The organism is Pseudomonas sp. AP3_22 TE3818, from assembly GCF_053628995.1.
Window position 1 is genome coordinate 422,568 of sequence record NZ_JBRJHL010000001.1, and the last position, 16,527, is coordinate 439,094.

Here is a 16,527-nt window from a genome sequence, read left to right on the forward strand (position 1 = left end):
TGTGAGCATAACCGCTGTGGCGCTTATCGGCGAAAGCGAGGCTCTGGTATCCTCGCCGGCATGACTAAATCACTCCCCCTCAGCCTGATCGCAGCCCTCGGTGAAAACCGTGTGATCGGCGTCGACAACAGCATGCCCTGGCACTTGCCGGGGGACTTCAAATATTTCAAGGCCACCACCCTCGGCAAGCCGATCATCATGGGTCGCAAGACCTGGGATTCCCTCGGTCGTCCGCTGCCGGGCCGCCTGAACATCGTGGTCAGTCGCCAGGCGGATCTGCAGCTCGAAGGCGCGGAGGTTTATCCGTCGCTGGAAGCCGCCGTCGTTCGCGCCGAAGCATGGGCGAAGGAACAGGGTGTCGATGAACTGATGCTGATTGGCGGCGCGCAGTTGTATGCGCAAGGGCTGGCGCAGGCTGATCGGTTGTACCTGACCCGCGTGGCGTTGAGCCCGGAAGGGGATGCCTGGTTTCCGGAGTTTGATTTGAAGGAGTGGAAACTGGTTTCCAACGTTGAAAACCCGGCATTAGACGGTAAGCCAGCGTACAACTTCGAAGTTTGGGAAAAAGTCTGAAAGCATCGCTGGCAAGCCAGCTCCCACAGTATCCAAGGTGAATCACCTATTGCGTGAACACCATAGATCCCTGTAGGAGCTGGCTTGCCAGCGATGAGGGCAGGTCAGGCAACGTAGAATTTTAAGCGTGCGCCAACGCCGAATGCTCATCCGCATCCAACAGCGCCTTGTCCGTCTGCTGCATCACCTGACTGGTGATCGCCCCGGCCGTCATCGAACCACTCACGTTCAGCGCCGTACGCCCCATATCAATCAGCGGCTCGACCGAAATCAGCAACGCCACCAGTGACACCGGCAAGCCCATTGCCGGCAGCACGATCAACGCGGCAAAGGTCGCGCCACCACCGACACCGGCCACACCGGCCGAGCTCAGCGTCACAATCGCCACCAGCGTCGCGATCCACAGCGGGTCCAGCGGGTTGATGCCCACGGTCGGCGCCACCATCACCGCCAACATCGCCGGGTACAGACCGGCACAGCCGTTCTGGCCAATGGTCGCGCCGAACGAAGCGGCGAAACTGGCGATGGACTGCGGGATGCCCAGGCGGCTGGTCTGCGCTTCGATACTCAACGGAATCGTCGCTGCGCTGGAGCGGCTGGTGAAGGCAAACGTCAGCACCGGCCAGATCTTGCGGAAGAACCGCAGCGGGTTGATCCCGGCGGCCGACACCAGCACGCCATGCACCACGAACATCAGGCCTAGGCCGATGTAGGACACCACCACGAAACTGCCCAGCTTGATGATGTCTTGCAGGTTGGAACCGGCGACCACTTTGGTCATCAGCGCCAACACGCCGTACGGGGTCAGCTTCATCACCAGACGCACCAGACGCATTACCCAGGCTTGCAGGGTGTCGATGGCGTTGATCACTTTCTGACCTTTCTCGGCATCATCCTTGAGCAATTGCAGCGCCGCGACACCCAGGAACGCAGCGAAAATCACCACACTGATGATCGACGTCGGCTTGGCCCGCGCCAGGTCGGCGAAGGGGTTTTGCGGGATGAACGACAGCAGCAACTGCGGCACATTCAGGTCGGCGACCTTGCCGGCGTAATCGGTCTGGATGGTCTGCAGGCGCGCCATTTCCTGAGTGCCGGCCACCAGGCCTTCGGCGGTCAGGCCGAACAGGTTGGTCAGGCCGATGCCGATCAGTGCTGCGATGGCCGTTGTGAACAAGAGCGTGCCGATGGTCAGGAAGCTGATCTTGCCCAGTGACGAGGCGTTGTGCAGACGGGCCACGGCGCTGAGGATCGAGGCGAACACCAGCGGGATCACGATCATTTGCAGCAACTGCACATAGCCGTTACCCACCAGATCGAACCAGCCGATCGAGGCTTTCAGTACCGGGTTGCCGGCACCGTAGACAGTGTGCAACGCCACACCGAACGCCACGCCCAGCACCAGCGCGAGCAGGACTTTTTTCGCCAGGCTCCATGTCGTGTGGCGGGTTTGCGCCAGGCCGAAGAGCAAAGCGAGGAACACCAGCAGATTGAGGATCAGCGGCAGATTCATGAAGACTCCGATAAGACTTGTGCCGGTTGCACCCTTGGGCAACCGCGAACCAGCAAGCCTAACAGCTTGAAAACTAATGAATTAATATCAAAAACGTATGGTATCCGTCGTTTTTGGAATAAGCGGGTGTCGCTGTCAGAAATGCAATTGGCGCGAAAGGGACGCGGGCGGTCGCTGACAGACGAGGACTGTCACACTTATTTGTTAGCGTCGATGTCTTTCACATTCAGGATCTTTTAATAAGGGAAGCATGCCGATGAAGTTCGCACCGAAATTACTGGCTGCAGCACTTTGCCTGGGCCTTGCCGGCCAGGTTTTCGCAACGGATCTGAAACACTGGCCCGCCGATCAGGCCAAGGCACTGGACGCGATGATCGCCGCCAACGCCAACAAGGGTAACTACGCGGTGTTCGACATGGACAACACCAGTTACCGCTACGACCTCGAAGAGTCGTTGCTGCCGTTCATGGAAAACAAGGGCCTGATCACCCGCGAAAAGCTCGATCCCTCCCTGAAACTGATGCCGTTCAAGGACACCGCCGACCACAAGGAAAGTCTGTTCAGCTACTACTACCGCCTCTGCGAAGTCGACGACATGGTTTGCTATCCATGGGTCGCGCAGGTCTTCTCCGGCTTTACCCTCAAGGAACTCAAGGTCTACGTCGACGAAATGATGGCGTCCGGCAAGCCGGTGCCGGCGACTTATTACGAAGGCGACGTGGTCAAGAAACTCGACGTCAATCCGCCGAAAATCTTCACCGGCCAGCAAGAGCTGTACAACAAGCTGATGGAGAACGGCATCGAGGTCTACGTGATGACCGCCGCCTCCGAAGAACTGGTGCGCATGGTCGCGGCCGATCCGAAGTACGGTTACAACGTCAAACCGCAGAACGTGATCGGCGTGTCGCTGCTGCTCAAGGACCCGAAGACGGGCGAACTGACCACCGCGCGCAAGCAGATCACCGCCGGCAAATATGACGAGAAAGCCAACCTCGGCCTCGAACTGACCCCGTACCTGTGGACCCCGGCGACCTGGATGGCGGGTAAGCAGGCGGCGATCCTGACTTACATCGATGAGTGGAAAAAACCGGTGCTGGTGGGCGGCGATACCCCGAGCAGCGACGGCTACATGCTGTTCCACAGTGTTGACGTGGCCAAGGGCGGCATCCACCTGTGGGTCAACCGCAAGGACAAATACATGACCCAGATCCAAGGCATGATGGCCAAGAACGCTGCGGCTCAGGCCAAGGAAGGTTTGACGGTGACTGCCGACAAGAACTGGGTGGTCGTCAAACCGGAAGAGATTCAGTAAGACCGAGTCGCTGCCTTCGCGAGCAAGCCCGCTCCCACACTGGATTTGTGATCAACGCAGACCCCTTGTGGGAGCGGGCTTGCTCGCGAAGGGGCCAGTCGGTGCACTCAAAGCCTCTGCCTGATCGACATCTCCTGACAGTCGCAACCTACGCATTCTTGCGTAAGGGACTACGACTGCGCCAGAATCCGCCGGCTTGTGCGCCTGGGGGGCGGCTTCTATCGTTTCCGCGTCACTGAACATCAGTGATCGGGTTTGGTAGCCCGTGTTCACCTCGGCGCATTGCGCCACCCTTTGCAGGGGTCGTTTCTGTCTCTGCTCATATGGTGGCCATGCGCAGGGCATCTTCGGACGCGCCGGGTTCCTGGTGACCGGTCTACCAACCTGCGTATGGCCGCCACCCTCGTTTGGTAGCGAGGGTGATGGCTCCATTTTTCTCACCCGGAGTTCCATCAAATGTTGAAAGTTACCCCCGATCCTCCCGATTGCGACAACCTGTCCACCCGCATCAATTCCACCCCGCGCAAACCCAGCCAAACATTCGTCATCGCACCGGGCCTCGACACCGAAACCCTGTTGGCCCACGCCTGCGAATCCCTCGCCTCGGCCAATGTCATGGCCAGCGATTTCGCGGGACTGCTGGAAGGCTCTCAACGCAGCACGATGTTGGGGATTGCCCAGGTCATCATGCTGGGCGAACTGGCGGTGAACCAGGCGCTGGATAACCTCGACCCGCAGGAATAACGCGGATAAAAAAATGCCCCGCACTTGGCGGGGCATTTTCATGTTCGACGGTTAACGCGAGCACACCGACGTCCATATCCGGTCTCTTTTCAGAATTGACCTACATCAATCAAAGACGCGTCTGATTTTTCCTCCACTTCGCCCCTTCTAGCGTGCGTCCTTTCGATCTGACAAGGACACATTTCGCATGAAGCGCTATTACATCACGGTCGGGGCCAAAACCACCGTCGGCGGCACTGTCGTCAGTGGTTTGCCTCATGGTCGCATCAATGGCCAGTCCATGGCCCGCGAAGGCGATGAAGTCAAATGCCCGGAATGCGACAGCACCGGGACCATCATTTGCGTCGCCCCACGCCTGTCGGAGGAGTGGGATGGACGTAAGCCCGCCCTGGATGGCGACCTGTGCAAGTGCAAGTGCGATCCGCCGCCCAAGCTGATTGCCAACCAGACTTTCAGGAGCCAGCGGATAGAAACCGGCAATGTTGCGCCACCTGTCCGAGCTGCTGCCCAGCCCGCCACGCCAGCCGATGCACGACAACCGACAGCCGAGCCACGTCTCTCCAGCTTCACCCCGCCGCCAAGCCGTCCTGTAACGAGCTATAGTGAGCAGTCGGGACAGGTCTGCCAGAACCTGTGGCGCAGCTATCAGCAAAGAGCTGAAGCCATTGTGGCGCCGGGCGGCATCCTGATCGCCGACCCAAAGGCGCGTAATCGCGCGATCAATTCGGCGTACGCCCGATTGTGGCTGGAGGATCAGCGCTTCCAATGGGCGGGCCTCGCGGCGTTCGCCTCCAAGCAGGTGGGTTGTGGTTTGCTACATGCGGCTGATTCGATCGACAAGATCCAGGGCGAACATGAAGCGCAATTACGCTGGAGGGATGCAATCCGCAGAGGATTCTCCGGGTTGTTCGATAAGCGAAGCGAGCGTGAACGGCAGCAAAGCTCACAACGTCATGAACAAGCGCAACAGGAATACGAACAAGCCAGCCGCAATAACCCGCTGCCCAGCGGTCCCAGGTTCGAAGGTGAATCATTGTCGTACGTGCAGAAGCAACTCCAGTACGTGCACGACATGCTGGCGCTTGGCAATACCACGCTGTTTTTGGATGTGTTTCCGCTACACGCTTTTTACAAAGAGCGTGGGTTGTCGGCGCTCAAGACTTGCTTGGGCGCTCGTCAAGATATTTATGAACATGATCAGTATCCAGTCCTGTGGCCGATCGAGCAGAAGAAGGTGATATTTGGTTATAACCACAAGGAAATCCTGCAAGCCTTCGAAGCCGTTGATGCAGGCAACATCACCGAAAGTGTTGTTTTTCTTGCCGAACATGAACAGAAGAACATCCTGCAGCCAGCAATGTACAGTGACCTGAATCTGGTGGCTTTGCTACTTGGCAATCAGTTCTCTTATGTTACGAACTTACCGTCCGGTGCCGCTGCAGCCGTCGAACTGACCCTGGCAAGCCAGTGCCGTCCCAGTGACGATGGACGTACAGTTGGTTTCAGCAGCGATTACTTTGCCAATCTGGCCGACATCCATCAACGCATGCCCTTCGTACTTAAGGCCGCCACGCAATTTGATGAGCTGCTGCGGCGCTCTGATCGCCACCTCATCGAACAGGCGATTCTTGACATTGCCGCAGGCCGGGGCGTGCGATGAGGTCAGAATATTTAACTCGGCGGCTTTAATGGAGTAGATGTACATGGTGGTACGCATTTTTTGGTCAGCTATATATTTGGTTGGAGGTGTTCTGCCTGCTGTTGGGTTGGCTCTACTCAGTCTGTTTTTTACGATGTTTGGTGACTTGTTTGGCATATTGCTAAGCACACTCGCATGGCTGGGAACTATCGGGCTTTTACTGGCGTCGTTCAACTGGCCTAGTGGCATCAGGCCGTGTCGCAGGCTAGTTATATCAGTAATGTTGGTAATAGGCTTGATTGTAATATTTCCTGTGCTGATATATTCATTAACTCACCCTAGCAGCAAGATGTGGTTTGGTGCGGTAGTTCTTGGGCCGACATTGTTAGCGCTTCACTACCTGTGGAAAGTTGCGCGGAGCTCTCGCTCCCGCGAATAAGGAACTCTTGCTTTTTGATTCCCTGATATAGGGCGTTTTGATATGGAAAGTTAGAAGTGCCAAGGACCGATATGATCGACTGATAATTGATCCAAAAAAATACCCCGCACTTGGCGGGGTATTTTTTGTTCAGCGATCAAGCATCAAAGCCCGTCAAGCATCGCCTTGTTACGCACGGCACCCTTGTCGGCACTGGTGGCCAGCAGGGCGTAGGCTTTCAGTGCGGTGGTCACTTTACGTGGACGCACTTCCACCGGCTTCCAGCCTTTCTTGTCCTGCTCGACCCGGCGCGCGGCCAGTTCTTCGTCGCTGACCAGCAGGTTGATCGAGCGGTTCGGAATGTCGATCAGCACCTTGTCGCCGTCCTGCACCAGGCCGATCGCGCCGCCGGCAGCCGCTTCAGGCGAAGCGTGGCCGATGGACAGGCCCGAGGTGCCACCGGAGAAACGGCCATCGGTGAGCAGGGCGCAGGCTTTGCCCAGGCCTTTGGATTTCAGGTACGAGGTCGGGTAGAGCATTTCCTGCATGCCCGGGCCGCCTTTCGGGCCTTCGTAGCGAATGATGACGATGTCGCCTTCTTTCACTTCGTCGGCGAGGATGCCGCGTACGGCGCTGTCCTGGCTTTCGAAGATCTTGGCGTTGCCTTCGAAGACGTGGATCGACTCGTCGACGCCAGCGGTTTTCACCACGCAGCCGTCAAGGGCGATGTTGCCGTAGAGAACGGCCAGGCCGCCTTCTTTCGAGTAAGCGTGCTCGACGCTGCGGATGCAGCCGTTTTCACGGTCGTCGTCCAGGGTTTCCCAACGGGTCGACTGGCTGAACGCGGTTTGCGTCGGGATGCCCGCCGGACCGGCCTTGAAGAAGTGGTGCACGGCTTCATCGTCGGTCTGGGTGATGTCCCACTTGGCGATGGCTTCTTCCATGCTGCGGCTGTGCACGGTCGGCAGCTGGGTGTGCAGCAGGCCGCCACGGGCCAGCGAACCGAGGATGCTGAAGATCCCGCCGGCACGGTGCACGTCTTCCATGTGGTACTTCTGGATGTTCGGCGCGACCTTGCACAGTTGCGGCACGTGACGGGACAGACGGTCGATGTCGCGCAGGTCGAAATCGATCTCGGCTTCCTGGGCGGCGGCCAGCAAGTGCAGGATGGTGTTGGTGGAACCGCCCATGGCGATGTCCAGGGTCATGGCATTTTCGAACGCCTGGAAGTTGGCGATGTTGCGCGGCAACACCGACTCGTCGTTCTCGCCGTAGTAACGCTTGCACAGCTCGACGATGGTGCGGCCGGCCTGCAGGAACAACTGCTCGCGGTCGCTGTGGGTGGCCAGGGTCGAACCGTTGCCCGGCAAGGCCAGGCCCAGCGCTTCAACCAGGCAGTTCATCGAGTTGGCGGTGAACATGCCGGAGCACGAACCGCAGGTCGGGCAGGCACTGCGCTCGTACTCGGCGACTTTCTCGTCAGAAGCGCTGGAGTCGGCGGCGATCACCATGGCGTCGACCAGGTCGAGGCCGTGGGAGGCGAGTTTGGTCTTGCCGGCTTCCATTGGGCCGCCGGAAACGAAGATCACCGGGATGTTCAGGCGCAGGGACGCCATCAGCATGCCAGGGGTGATCTTGTCGCAGTTGGAAATGCACACGATGGCGTCGGCGCAGTGGGCGTTGACCATGTACTCGACGGAGTCGGCGATGATCTCGCGGCTCGGCAGCGAATACAGCATGCCGTCGTGGCCCATGGCGATGCCGTCATCGACGGCGATGGTGTTGAATTCCTTGGCCACGCCGCCAGCGCGTTCGATCTCGCGGGCGACCAGTTGCCCCAGGTCCTTGAGGTGCACGTGGCCCGGTACGAACTGGGTGAACGAGTTGGCAATGGCGATGATCGGCTTCTTGAAGTCGTCATCTTTCATCCCCGTGGCGCGCCACAGTGCGCGGGCGCCGGCCATGTTGCGGCCGTGGGTGGATGTTTTCGAGCGGTAATCAGGCATGAAGCACTCCGGGCGGCTAATCAGGTATCAAAAGGGAAGTGAGCTTCTATTGACGTCTGGAACACTCAGAAATGGCCGCGTGTCCGGAAGTTGCCGATAACTTTGCGGGATCGCCGCGCGCTTCAGCTTGAGCTCATAAACCCGCCGGGGATGACTGGCGATGAATGTTCGCGATTCTACACGGCTGGCGGCTGGAGGGAATGCCTGCAAACCTGGAGGTAGTATTCACAAGACGTGCGGGCACTCCATTTCCTGTAGGAGCGAGCCTGCTCGCGATAAACCTGAGAGCGCCGCGGGGGTACCAGGTTTCCCGCGTTATCGTTGACGACCATCGCGAGCAGGCTCGCTCCTACAGTGATTTGTGCATCAGAGCCAGATGGCGTCCCAGAGTGGGTAGCCGCCGATATGGTCGACGAGGCCTGCGCGTAGGGGGGTGGTGATGATGTATCGGGCAATGGCTTTCAGATCTTCCTCGCGACGCAGGGCTCGGTCGAAGTAGCCCTTTTGCCATACAGGAGCATGTAGGTCCCGTTGCTGATTGATGAGGCGTGTGCAGCGAGATTTGGTGGCTTGCACCAGTTTCGGTAAATCACCGTTGTGCAATTCAATCAGCCAGTGGAAGTGATCCGGCATGACTACCCAGGCTATAGACGTGGCATGGCCGGCTTCCTGAGCCCTTCTGAACTCGTGCACCAAAAAGCGGCCAGTGCGCCAATCCTGGAAGAATGGTTGTCGTTCGTGGGTGACAGCGGTCAGGTGATAGATGCGACCGGATTGCGAGTGCCGACCTGTGCGTAATCGATGGGCTTTTGGCGTGTTGGACATTCCGTTGTCCTCTTCGGTGATGGGAAGAGAAAACGGTAGGTGTGGGGTGGGAGATTGTCGCTTCGGCAGTGGATCAGGATGTGTCCTGCACCTGTAGGAGCGAGCCTGCTCGCGATGAATTCAAAGACGCCGTGGGGTATCAGGTTCCCCGCGTTATCGTTGACGACCATCGCGAGCAAGCTCGCTCCTACAGTCAGTGCCCTATCCGGGCATTCGTCAGCAACCCCCAAAGGCTGAAGGCGATGAAGCCAACAGCAATGGTCATCAGCAAATTGTCCCCGGTTTGTGCGAGCGCAGCGCTGCTGACCGCGGCGGTGATGAACATAATGCTATTGCCTGCAGATGCTGCCGTTCCGGCGCTGCTTGAGAACAGCAACATGGCTGCGGAAATTGCGGCAGGTCGCACAAGGGTGACTGCCAGAGCACTGATCAGCATCGGTATGAGGAGGGTGATAGTTGTCATCAATTCATAATTGACGATCAATGCTAACAACATACCGGCGGCACCCAGCAATCCGAGCCCGATGTTGATTTGCAGTGTGAGGGAGATGTGTTTCTGCACGGCGCTGGCAACTACTCCACCAAGGAAGTAGGCCAACCCATACACCATAAGCACTAGTGCGTACTGGTATTCGGATAACTTGAACTCATCCATGAAAATCAGCGGCGTCACGCTGATCAATGCGAAGTAACAAGCAAACACTAATGCGGCAATCCACCAGTAGCGGATGAAGTCTCGACTTCCAACAATGGATTTCAGCGTGCGTAGAACGGAAACCGGTGTTCTTTGATGGCTGACTGCTTTGGATGGCAGTATTACTTGGGCATGGATAAACATGCCGAGCGCCATGAGCGCAAAACCATAAAAACTTCCCTGCCAATCGAACGTGGTTTGCAACCATGATCCCAATAACGGCGACAGTGCAACAAAGGAGCCGCTCAGTGTCATGTAATAAATTCGCACTCGGGCGCGATCCTGTTCTTCGAACAAGTCCTCCACCAGTGCATGACCCAGCACAAAGAAACCACATCCGATTGCCTGGATGACGCGAAACAACAGGAAGCTCAGGTAGTCCGTAGCCAGCACGCACCCTATCGAGCCGAGCGTAGAAACAACGATGCACCCAAGAAGAACTTCCTTGCGGCCCCACTTATCCGAGAGCGGGCCGGTTATTAATTGAGAAATCGCAAAAGCCAGCGTGAACAGGCTGGTTGATAGGGCGATTTCTGCGGTTGAAGTGTTGAATTCCCCGGCCAAGGCAGGAAAAGAAGGCAGGAGGATATTCAGCGGGAAAAAACTGATCAACTAGATATTGGTAATGAGGATAAAGCGGGAGGCCCGTTGGCGTTTCAGGTCGCTACTTGGAGCTGGACAAGAGGACTCAGACATTGTTTTTGTTTTCCGGAGTGATCAAGCGTTCGTGCTTGAAACCAGAAACCGATACTAGTCTGGGACGCAGGGAATACAATCAAAAGCGCTGTAGGGAGTTTCCCGTTTTGATGCGGGATTATCCCGAAGGAAATAACCCCGTAGGAGCGAGCTTGCTCGCGATGAACCCGAGAACGCCGCGGGGCATCAGGTTCCCCGCGTTATCGTTGACGACCATCGCGAGCAAGCTCGCTCCTACAGTGGTCTGTGTTGTTAGCTGTTTGGCAGCAACCGGCAAGTAATGCTCTTGATATAGCGGGTTTCCGGGATGGCCGGATGCACCGGATGATCCGGCCCCTGGCCGCCGCGTTCCAGCATCTGGATATTGCGGTCCAGGTGGCGGGCGCTGGTGAGCAGGATGTTCTGCAGGTCGTCTTCCGGTAGGTGCATCGAGCACGATGCGCTGACCAGGATGCCGTCCTTGGTGAGCAGGCGCATGGCTTGCTCGTTCAGGCGGCGGTAGGCGCCTTCGCCGTTTTTCATGTCTTTCTTGCGTTTGATGAACGCCGGCGGGTCGGCCACGATCACGTCGAAGCGTTCTTCGCTGGCTTTCAGTTCTTTGAGGGCTTCGAACACGTCGCCTTCGATGCAGGTCATTTTCTCGGCGAAGCCGTTCAGCGCGGCGTTGCGCTCGACGCCGTCGAGGGCGAAGGCCGAGGCATCGACGCAGAACACTTCGCTGGCGCCGAACGCGGCAGCCTGCACGCCCCAGCCGCCGATGTAGCTGTACAGGTCCAGAACGCGTTTGCCTTTGGCGTACGGCGCCAGGCGTGCGCGGTTCATGCGGTGGTCGTAGAACCAGCCGGTTTTCTGGCCCTGGATGACCGGCGCTTCGAATTTCACGCCGTTCTCTTCGAGGGCAACCCACTCCGGCACCAGGCCGAACACGGTTTCGACGTAGCGGTTAAGGCCTTCGGCGTCACGGGCGGCAGAGTCGTTCTTGAACAGGATGCCGCTTGGCTTGAGCACTTGGGTCAGCGCCGCGATCACGTCGTCTTTATGGGCTTCCATGGTCGCCGAGGCGATCTGCACCACCAGGATGTCGCCGAAACGGTCGACCACCAGGCCTGGCAGCAGGTCGGAGTCGCCGTAGACCAGGCGATAGAACGGCTTGTCGAACAGGCGCTCGCGCAGGGACAGGGCCACGTTCAGGCGATGCACCAGCAGCGATTTGTCCAGCGGCAGCTTGATGTCGCGCGACAGCACACGGGCGCAGATCAGGTTGTTCGGGCTCATGGCAACGATGCCCAGCGGCTTGCCGCCGGCGGCTTCGAGGATCGCCTGGTCGCCGGCCTTGAAACCGTGCAAAGGCGTAGCGGCTACATCGATTTCGTTGCTGTAGACCCACAAGTGACCGTTGCGCAGACGACGGTCGGCGTTGGCTTTGAGGCGCAGGCTAGGCAGGGACATGTCGTCGCTCCGGAAAAAAGAGCGGGAGTATAGCGTGTTGAGGCCCCGGATTGGCCTGCGAATGGACATGTGGCGAGGGCTGTCTTGCGATTTGGTATGTCGGATCCAACTTCATAAAGGTTAGAATCGCCGTCTGACCCAGAGTGTGTACCTATGTCCCAAGAGCTGACTTCCGAACAGATCCAACAAGCCCTGCAGGGCATCAGCGTACCGGCCCAGCCGCAGATCATGGTGGATTTGCAGATGGAACAGTACATGCCCGACCCGGATCTGGAAGTCATTGCCAAGCTGATATCCCAGGATCCGGGCCTTTCCGGTTCCCTGCTGAAGATCGTCAATTCGCCGTATTACGGGTTGAGCAACAAGATTGCCTCGATCCAGCGCGCGGTCAATCTGCTGGGCAGCCGCTCGGTCATCAACCTGATCAATGCGCAGTCGATCAAGGGCGAGATGAATGACGACACCATTGTCACCCTGAACCGTTTCTGGGACACCGCTCAGGATGTGGCCATGACTTGCCTGACCCTGGCCAAGCGCATCGGCGTTGAAAATGGCGACGAAGCCTATGCCCTGGGCCTGTTCCACGACTGCGGTGTGCCCTTGATGCTCCAGCGTTTCCCCGACTACATGGGTGTTCTGGAGCAGGCCTATGCCAACGCCAGCGCCGAATGCCGGGTGGTGGACACGGAGAATCAGGTGTTCAATACCAATCACTCGGTGGTCGGCTATTACACGGCCAAGTCCTGGCGCCTGCCGGAGCACGTGAGCGCGGCGATCGCCAATCACCACAATGCGTTGGCGGTATTCAGCGATGAGACTTCGCGCAACAGTTCGTTGAAGAACCTGTTGGCGATCCTGAAAATGGCCGAGCACATTTGCGCGTCGCATCGGGTGCTGGGCAATCAGACCGAAGATCACGAGTGGAACAGCATCGCGCCGCTGGTGCTCGATTATGTCGGCCTCTCGGACTACGACTTCGAGACCCTCAAGCAGACGATCCGCGACCTCGGCACTCATCGCTGAGTGTCGGACCTTTCCAGGCCATGCGCCTGATCCGAGAGCACCATGCCTGAATTGCCAGAAGTCGAAACCACCCGTCGCGGCATCGCGCCGTACCTGGAAGGCCAGCGCGTCAGCCGGGTGATCGTGCGCGATCGCCGTCTGCGCTGGCCGATCCCCGAGGACCTCGATGTGCGCCTGTCCGGCCAGCGCATCGTATTGGTGGAGCGGCGCGCCAAGTACCTGCTGATCAACGCCGAAGTCGGCACCTTGATCAGCCATTTGGGCATGTCAGGCAACTTGCGTCTGGTGGAGGCCGGGTTGCCGGCGGCCAAGCATGAGCATGTGGACATTGAGCTGGAATCGGGCCTGGCCCTGCGTTACACCGACCCGCGGCGCTTCGGCGCCATGCTCTGGAGCCTCGATCCGCTCAATCACGAATTGCTGATTCGCCTGGGGCCGGAACCGCTGACCGACCTGTTCGACGGCGAGCGCCTGTTCCAGCAGTCCCGTGGACGTTCGATGGCGGTCAAGCCGTTCATCATGGATAACGCGGTGGTGGTGGGCGTTGGCAATATCTATGCGACCGAAGCGTTGTTCGCTGCTGGAATCGACCCGCGCCGCGAAGCCAAGAGCATTTCTCGTGCGCGGTATTTGAAACTGGCCATCGAGATCAAGCGCATCCTGGCGGCCGCCATCGAGCGCGGCGGTACCACGTTGCGGGACTTTATCGGTGGTGACGGTCAGCCTGGTTATTTCCAGCAGGAGCTGTTCGTGTACGGCCGTGGTGGCGAACACTGCAAGGTCTGTGGCACGGGACTGCGGGAAGTGAAACTGGGGCAGCGCGCCAGCGTTTTTTGCCCGCGTTGCCAGAGCTGAAGAGCTTCGCCGGCAAGCCGGCTCCTACAATTTGTCCGTGAGCGAATTCATCTGTAGGAGCGGGCTTGCCCGCGATGGCGTCCGAGCAGGCGCCAGAAGACTTAAGCCTTACCGGTAATCTTGCGGTACTTCTCCATCAACTGTTCTTCAGTCTCCGGATGGGCTTCGTCCAGTGGAATGCAATCCACCGGGCAGACCTGCTGGCACTGCGGTTCGTCGTAGTGGCCGACACACTGGGTGCACAGGTTCGGGTCGATCACGTAGATCTCTTCGCCCTGGGAAATGGCGGCGTTCGGGCACTCGGGTTCGCAGACGTCGCAGTTGATGCAATCGTCGGTGATGATCAGGGACATGCTAACTCCAGCCGGGGCGGCAGGCCCGGGCGCAATAAACCAATGCGTACAATTGTGCCGCATTGGCGCCCGCAGTGCACGCGGGCGCGACGTTCTGTAGGAGCCGGCTTGCTGGCGATGGCGGTGTGTCAGGTGCACCGCGTTGTATTGATCGCCAGCAAGCCGGCTCCTACAGTCGTGTATTACTTTTTGAATCGAAGTGTAAGGGCGTCCGCCACCGCAGGGTGTACGAACTTGGTGATATCGCCACCCAGGGCCGCAATTTCACGGACCAGCGTCGACGAGATGAACGAATAACGCTCGGACGGGGTCAGGAACAGGCTTTCCACATCCGGCGCCAGTTGGCGGTTCATGTTGGCCAGCTGGAATTCGTATTCGAAGTCCGACACCGCACGCAAACCACGCAGAAACACGTTGGCATTCTGCTCTTTGGCGAAATGCGCCAGCAGCGTCGAGAAACCGACGACTTCAACATTCGGCAGGTGTTTAGTGACCTCGCGCGCCAGTTCCACACGCTGTTCCAGGGGAAACAGCGGGTTTTTCTTCGGGCTGGCGGCGACGGCGATGATCACGTGATCGAACAGGCGCGAGGCGCGTTCGACCAGATCGCCATGGCCCTTGGTAATAGGGTCGAAGGTACCTGGGTACAACACTCGGTTCATCGCGTCGTCCTGGCGGGAATCCGTTGGGGAGTCGGATGGTATCGCAGCCTTCCCGGTCGGCCAAGTCGCCTGTTGGGTAAGAAAGCACTATAGACGATGGGAATAATCGTCATTTTCATGGGTTTTTTAAACGCTCGGCCAGGGAAGTCGCCAGTTGTGCCGTCAGTCCGTAGACCGACAATTGCGGATTGGCGCCAATGCTGGTGGGGAACAGCGAGCCGTCGTGGATCGACAGATTGCCCAACTGATGGTGTCGGCCGAGGCTGTCGGTCACTGCGTTTGTCGGGTCTTCACCCATGGCGCAGCCGCCCATCACATGGGCACTGCCCAGGCGCGTGCGGTACAGCTCCAGGCTCAGGCCATCGATCAGCGTCCGGGCTTCGGCGAGGGTCTTCACGTAACGGGCGTCCGCGTGCATCGGCATCACGGCCCTGGCGCCACCGGCAAACTGGATCTCGGCCATGGTATGAAAGGCCCGGCGCAAGCCATCCCAAGCGTACGGTGAAAGCTGGTAATCCAGCACCGGCGTGTCGTCGCTGCGCAATTCGACGCTGCCACCGGGGCTGTCCGGGTGAAAGCCGTCCCGCAGCAACGCCAGCATGGCGTGGGTGTGGGGCAGGTTGGCCATGTGTTGCGAATTCTCCTGCCCGAAACCGCCGAGCAAGGTGGCGGCCAGCGCCGGATGCAATGGCGGGACCTCCAGTTTGAAGGACATCTTGCCCGTGGTGCCGTCCTGCCACTGGAAATGGTCGGAATAGATCGACTGCGGCGCGCCGTAGAACGGGTTGACGACTTCGTCGAACAACGCGGCGGACATGTTCACCGGGTGCAGGAACGTACGTTTGCCCAGGCGCTTGTGCGGGTCGGGTGCCCCGGAGCGCATCAGCAAGGCCGGGCTGTTGATGCCGCCACCGGCCAGCACGAAATGCCGTGCCTTGACCGTGATGGTGCGCCCGGTCGGTGCGACGCAACGTTCATCCATCGCCGAACAGTGCAGGCCGGTGATCTTGTCGCCGCTGATCATGAGTTTTTCGGCGCGGGCCAGGTAAAGCAGCTCGCCGCCTTTTTCCAGGGTCGCCGGAATGGTGGTGACCATCATCGATTGCTTGGCGTTGGTCGGGCAGCCCATGCCGCAGTAACCGAGGTTCCAGCAGCCGCGAACGTTGCGCGGGATGACGTGCCAAGAGTAATTCAGCGCTTCGCAGCCCTTGCGGATCACATCGTTGTTGGCGTTGGGTGGCACCATCCACGGCGCGACGCCCAGGCGCTGCTCCATTTTCTCGAACCACGGCGCCATGTCCGCCGGGCTGTGACCCTTGACGTTGTGCTCTTTGGCCCAGTGTTCCAGGGTCGGCTCCGGAGTGCGGAAACTGGAGGTCCAGTTGATCAGTGTGGTGCCGCCCACCGCCCGGCCCTGAAGGATGGTGATTGCGCCATCCTTGCTCATGCGGCCGATGCCTTCCTGATAGAGGCTGCTGTAGGCCTGGTCTTCAAGCAGTTTGAAGTCGCTGCTGGTCTTGAGCGGGCCTTCCTCGATCAGCAGCACTTTGTAACCGGCCGCGCTGAGGATTTCGGCGGTGGTGCCGCCGCCGGCACCGCTGCCGATGATCGCTACATCTGCTTCGAGTGTCAGGTCCTGGGTCAGTTGTGAGCCGTTGTAGGTTTTCCAGCCTCGGGCCATGCCTTCGCGAAACGGATCGGGTACGGGCATCTTCGGGTTCTCTTTTTATTATGGTTCAGGTGCTGTGGTGATAAGACTGACGCC

General features: G+C 58.9%; 14 protein-coding genes. 6 read left to right on the top strand and 8 right to left on the bottom strand.

What is annotated here, in order from left to right; genetic code table 11:
* The first annotated feature begins 60 nt into the window (after positions 1-60).
* Complete coding sequence (locus AB7M25_RS02055; RefSeq protein WP_429388329.1) at positions 61-573, top strand: dihydrofolate reductase; 513 nt, start codon at positions 61-63, stop codon at positions 571-573.
* A 121-nt stretch (positions 574-694) separates the two neighbouring features.
* Here AB7M25_RS02055 and AB7M25_RS02060 read toward each other — a convergent pair whose 3' ends face one another.
* Positions 695-2,086, bottom strand: a complete 1,392-nt coding sequence (locus tag AB7M25_RS02060) for an L-cystine transporter (protein WP_429388332.1) — start codon at positions 2,084-2,086, stop codon at positions 695-697.
* 256 nt (positions 2,087-2,342) lie between these two features.
* Here AB7M25_RS02060 and AB7M25_RS02065 point away from each other — a divergent pair, with 256 nt between their 5' ends.
* The 3 genes from AB7M25_RS02065 to AB7M25_RS02075 all read left to right on the top strand — a co-directional run bounded on the left by AB7M25_RS02065 (position 2,343) and on the right by AB7M25_RS02075 (position 5,802).
* A complete protein-coding gene (locus AB7M25_RS02065) occupies positions 2,343-3,398 on the top strand; it encodes a haloacid dehalogenase-like hydrolase (RefSeq protein ID WP_454236932.1) in 1,056 nt (351 codons plus the stop codon).
* Between the two features lie 456 nt (positions 3,399-3,854).
* Positions 3,855-4,142, top strand: coding sequence for a DUF6124 family protein (locus AB7M25_RS02070; protein ID WP_218473248.1), 288 nt, complete (start codon positions 3,855-3,857; stop codon positions 4,140-4,142).
* A gap of 187 nt (positions 4,143-4,329) precedes the next feature.
* Positions 4,330-5,802: a PAAR domain-containing protein gene (locus tag AB7M25_RS02075; protein WP_429519186.1), complete on the top strand. Its 1,473-nt coding sequence runs from the start codon at positions 4,330-4,332 to the stop codon at positions 5,800-5,802.
* A gap of 561 nt (positions 5,803-6,363) precedes the next feature.
* Here AB7M25_RS02075 and ilvD read toward each other — a convergent pair.
* The 4 genes from ilvD to AB7M25_RS02095 form a co-directional block, all read right to left on the bottom strand.
* The gene (gene ilvD / locus AB7M25_RS02080; RefSeq protein WP_102673479.1) at positions 6,364-8,205 is read right to left on the bottom strand and encodes a dihydroxy-acid dehydratase; all 1,842 of its coding nucleotides are present in this window, start codon (positions 8,203-8,205) and stop codon (positions 6,364-6,366) included.
* Between the two features lie 366 nt (positions 8,206-8,571).
* Positions 8,572-9,030: an REP-associated tyrosine transposase gene (locus AB7M25_RS02085; RefSeq protein WP_429519184.1), complete on the bottom strand. Its 459-nt coding sequence runs from the start codon at positions 9,028-9,030 to the stop codon at positions 8,572-8,574.
* Between the two features lie 193 nt (positions 9,031-9,223).
* Positions 9,224-10,336 carry an MFS transporter gene (locus AB7M25_RS02090; protein WP_429560370.1) on the bottom strand — a complete coding sequence of 371 codons (1,113 nt, stop codon included), beginning with the start codon at positions 10,334-10,336 and terminating at the stop codon, positions 9,224-9,226.
* A 336-nt stretch (positions 10,337-10,672) separates the two neighbouring features.
* Entirely contained in the window at positions 10,673-11,869 is a 1,197-nt protein-coding gene (locus AB7M25_RS02095) for a class I SAM-dependent rRNA methyltransferase (RefSeq protein WP_008019997.1), read from the bottom strand.
* A 153-nt stretch (positions 11,870-12,022) separates the two neighbouring features.
* On the opposite strand from AB7M25_RS02095, the gene AB7M25_RS02100 reads away from it, so the two are divergent.
* On the top strand, positions 12,023-12,892 hold the full coding sequence (locus AB7M25_RS02100) for an HDOD domain-containing protein (RefSeq protein WP_104450160.1): 870 nt from the start codon (positions 12,023-12,025) through the stop codon (positions 12,890-12,892).
* 42 nt (positions 12,893-12,934) lie between these two features.
* Positions 12,935-13,747 carry a bifunctional DNA-formamidopyrimidine glycosylase/DNA-(apurinic or apyrimidinic site) lyase gene (gene mutM, locus AB7M25_RS02105; RefSeq protein ID WP_015097228.1) on the top strand — a complete coding sequence of 271 codons (813 nt, stop codon included), beginning with the start codon at positions 12,935-12,937 and terminating at the stop codon, positions 13,745-13,747.
* 101 nt (positions 13,748-13,848) lie between these two features.
* Here mutM and AB7M25_RS02110 read toward each other — a convergent pair whose 3' ends face one another.
* From AB7M25_RS02110 to AB7M25_RS02120, 3 genes are all read right to left on the bottom strand, one after another.
* Entirely contained in the window at positions 13,849-14,100 is a 252-nt protein-coding gene (locus tag AB7M25_RS02110; RefSeq protein ID WP_003195146.1) for a YfhL family 4Fe-4S dicluster ferredoxin, read from the bottom strand.
* Between the two features lie 182 nt (positions 14,101-14,282).
* On the bottom strand, positions 14,283-14,762 hold the full coding sequence (gene coaD / locus AB7M25_RS02115; protein WP_003176711.1) for a pantetheine-phosphate adenylyltransferase: 480 nt from the start codon (positions 14,760-14,762) through the stop codon (positions 14,283-14,285).
* Positions 14,763-14,877: 115 nt separating this feature from the next.
* On the bottom strand, positions 14,878-16,473 hold the full coding sequence (locus AB7M25_RS02120; protein WP_429560371.1) for a GMC family oxidoreductase: 1,596 nt from the start codon (positions 16,471-16,473) through the stop codon (positions 14,878-14,880).
* Positions 16,474-16,527: the final 54 nt, after the last annotated feature.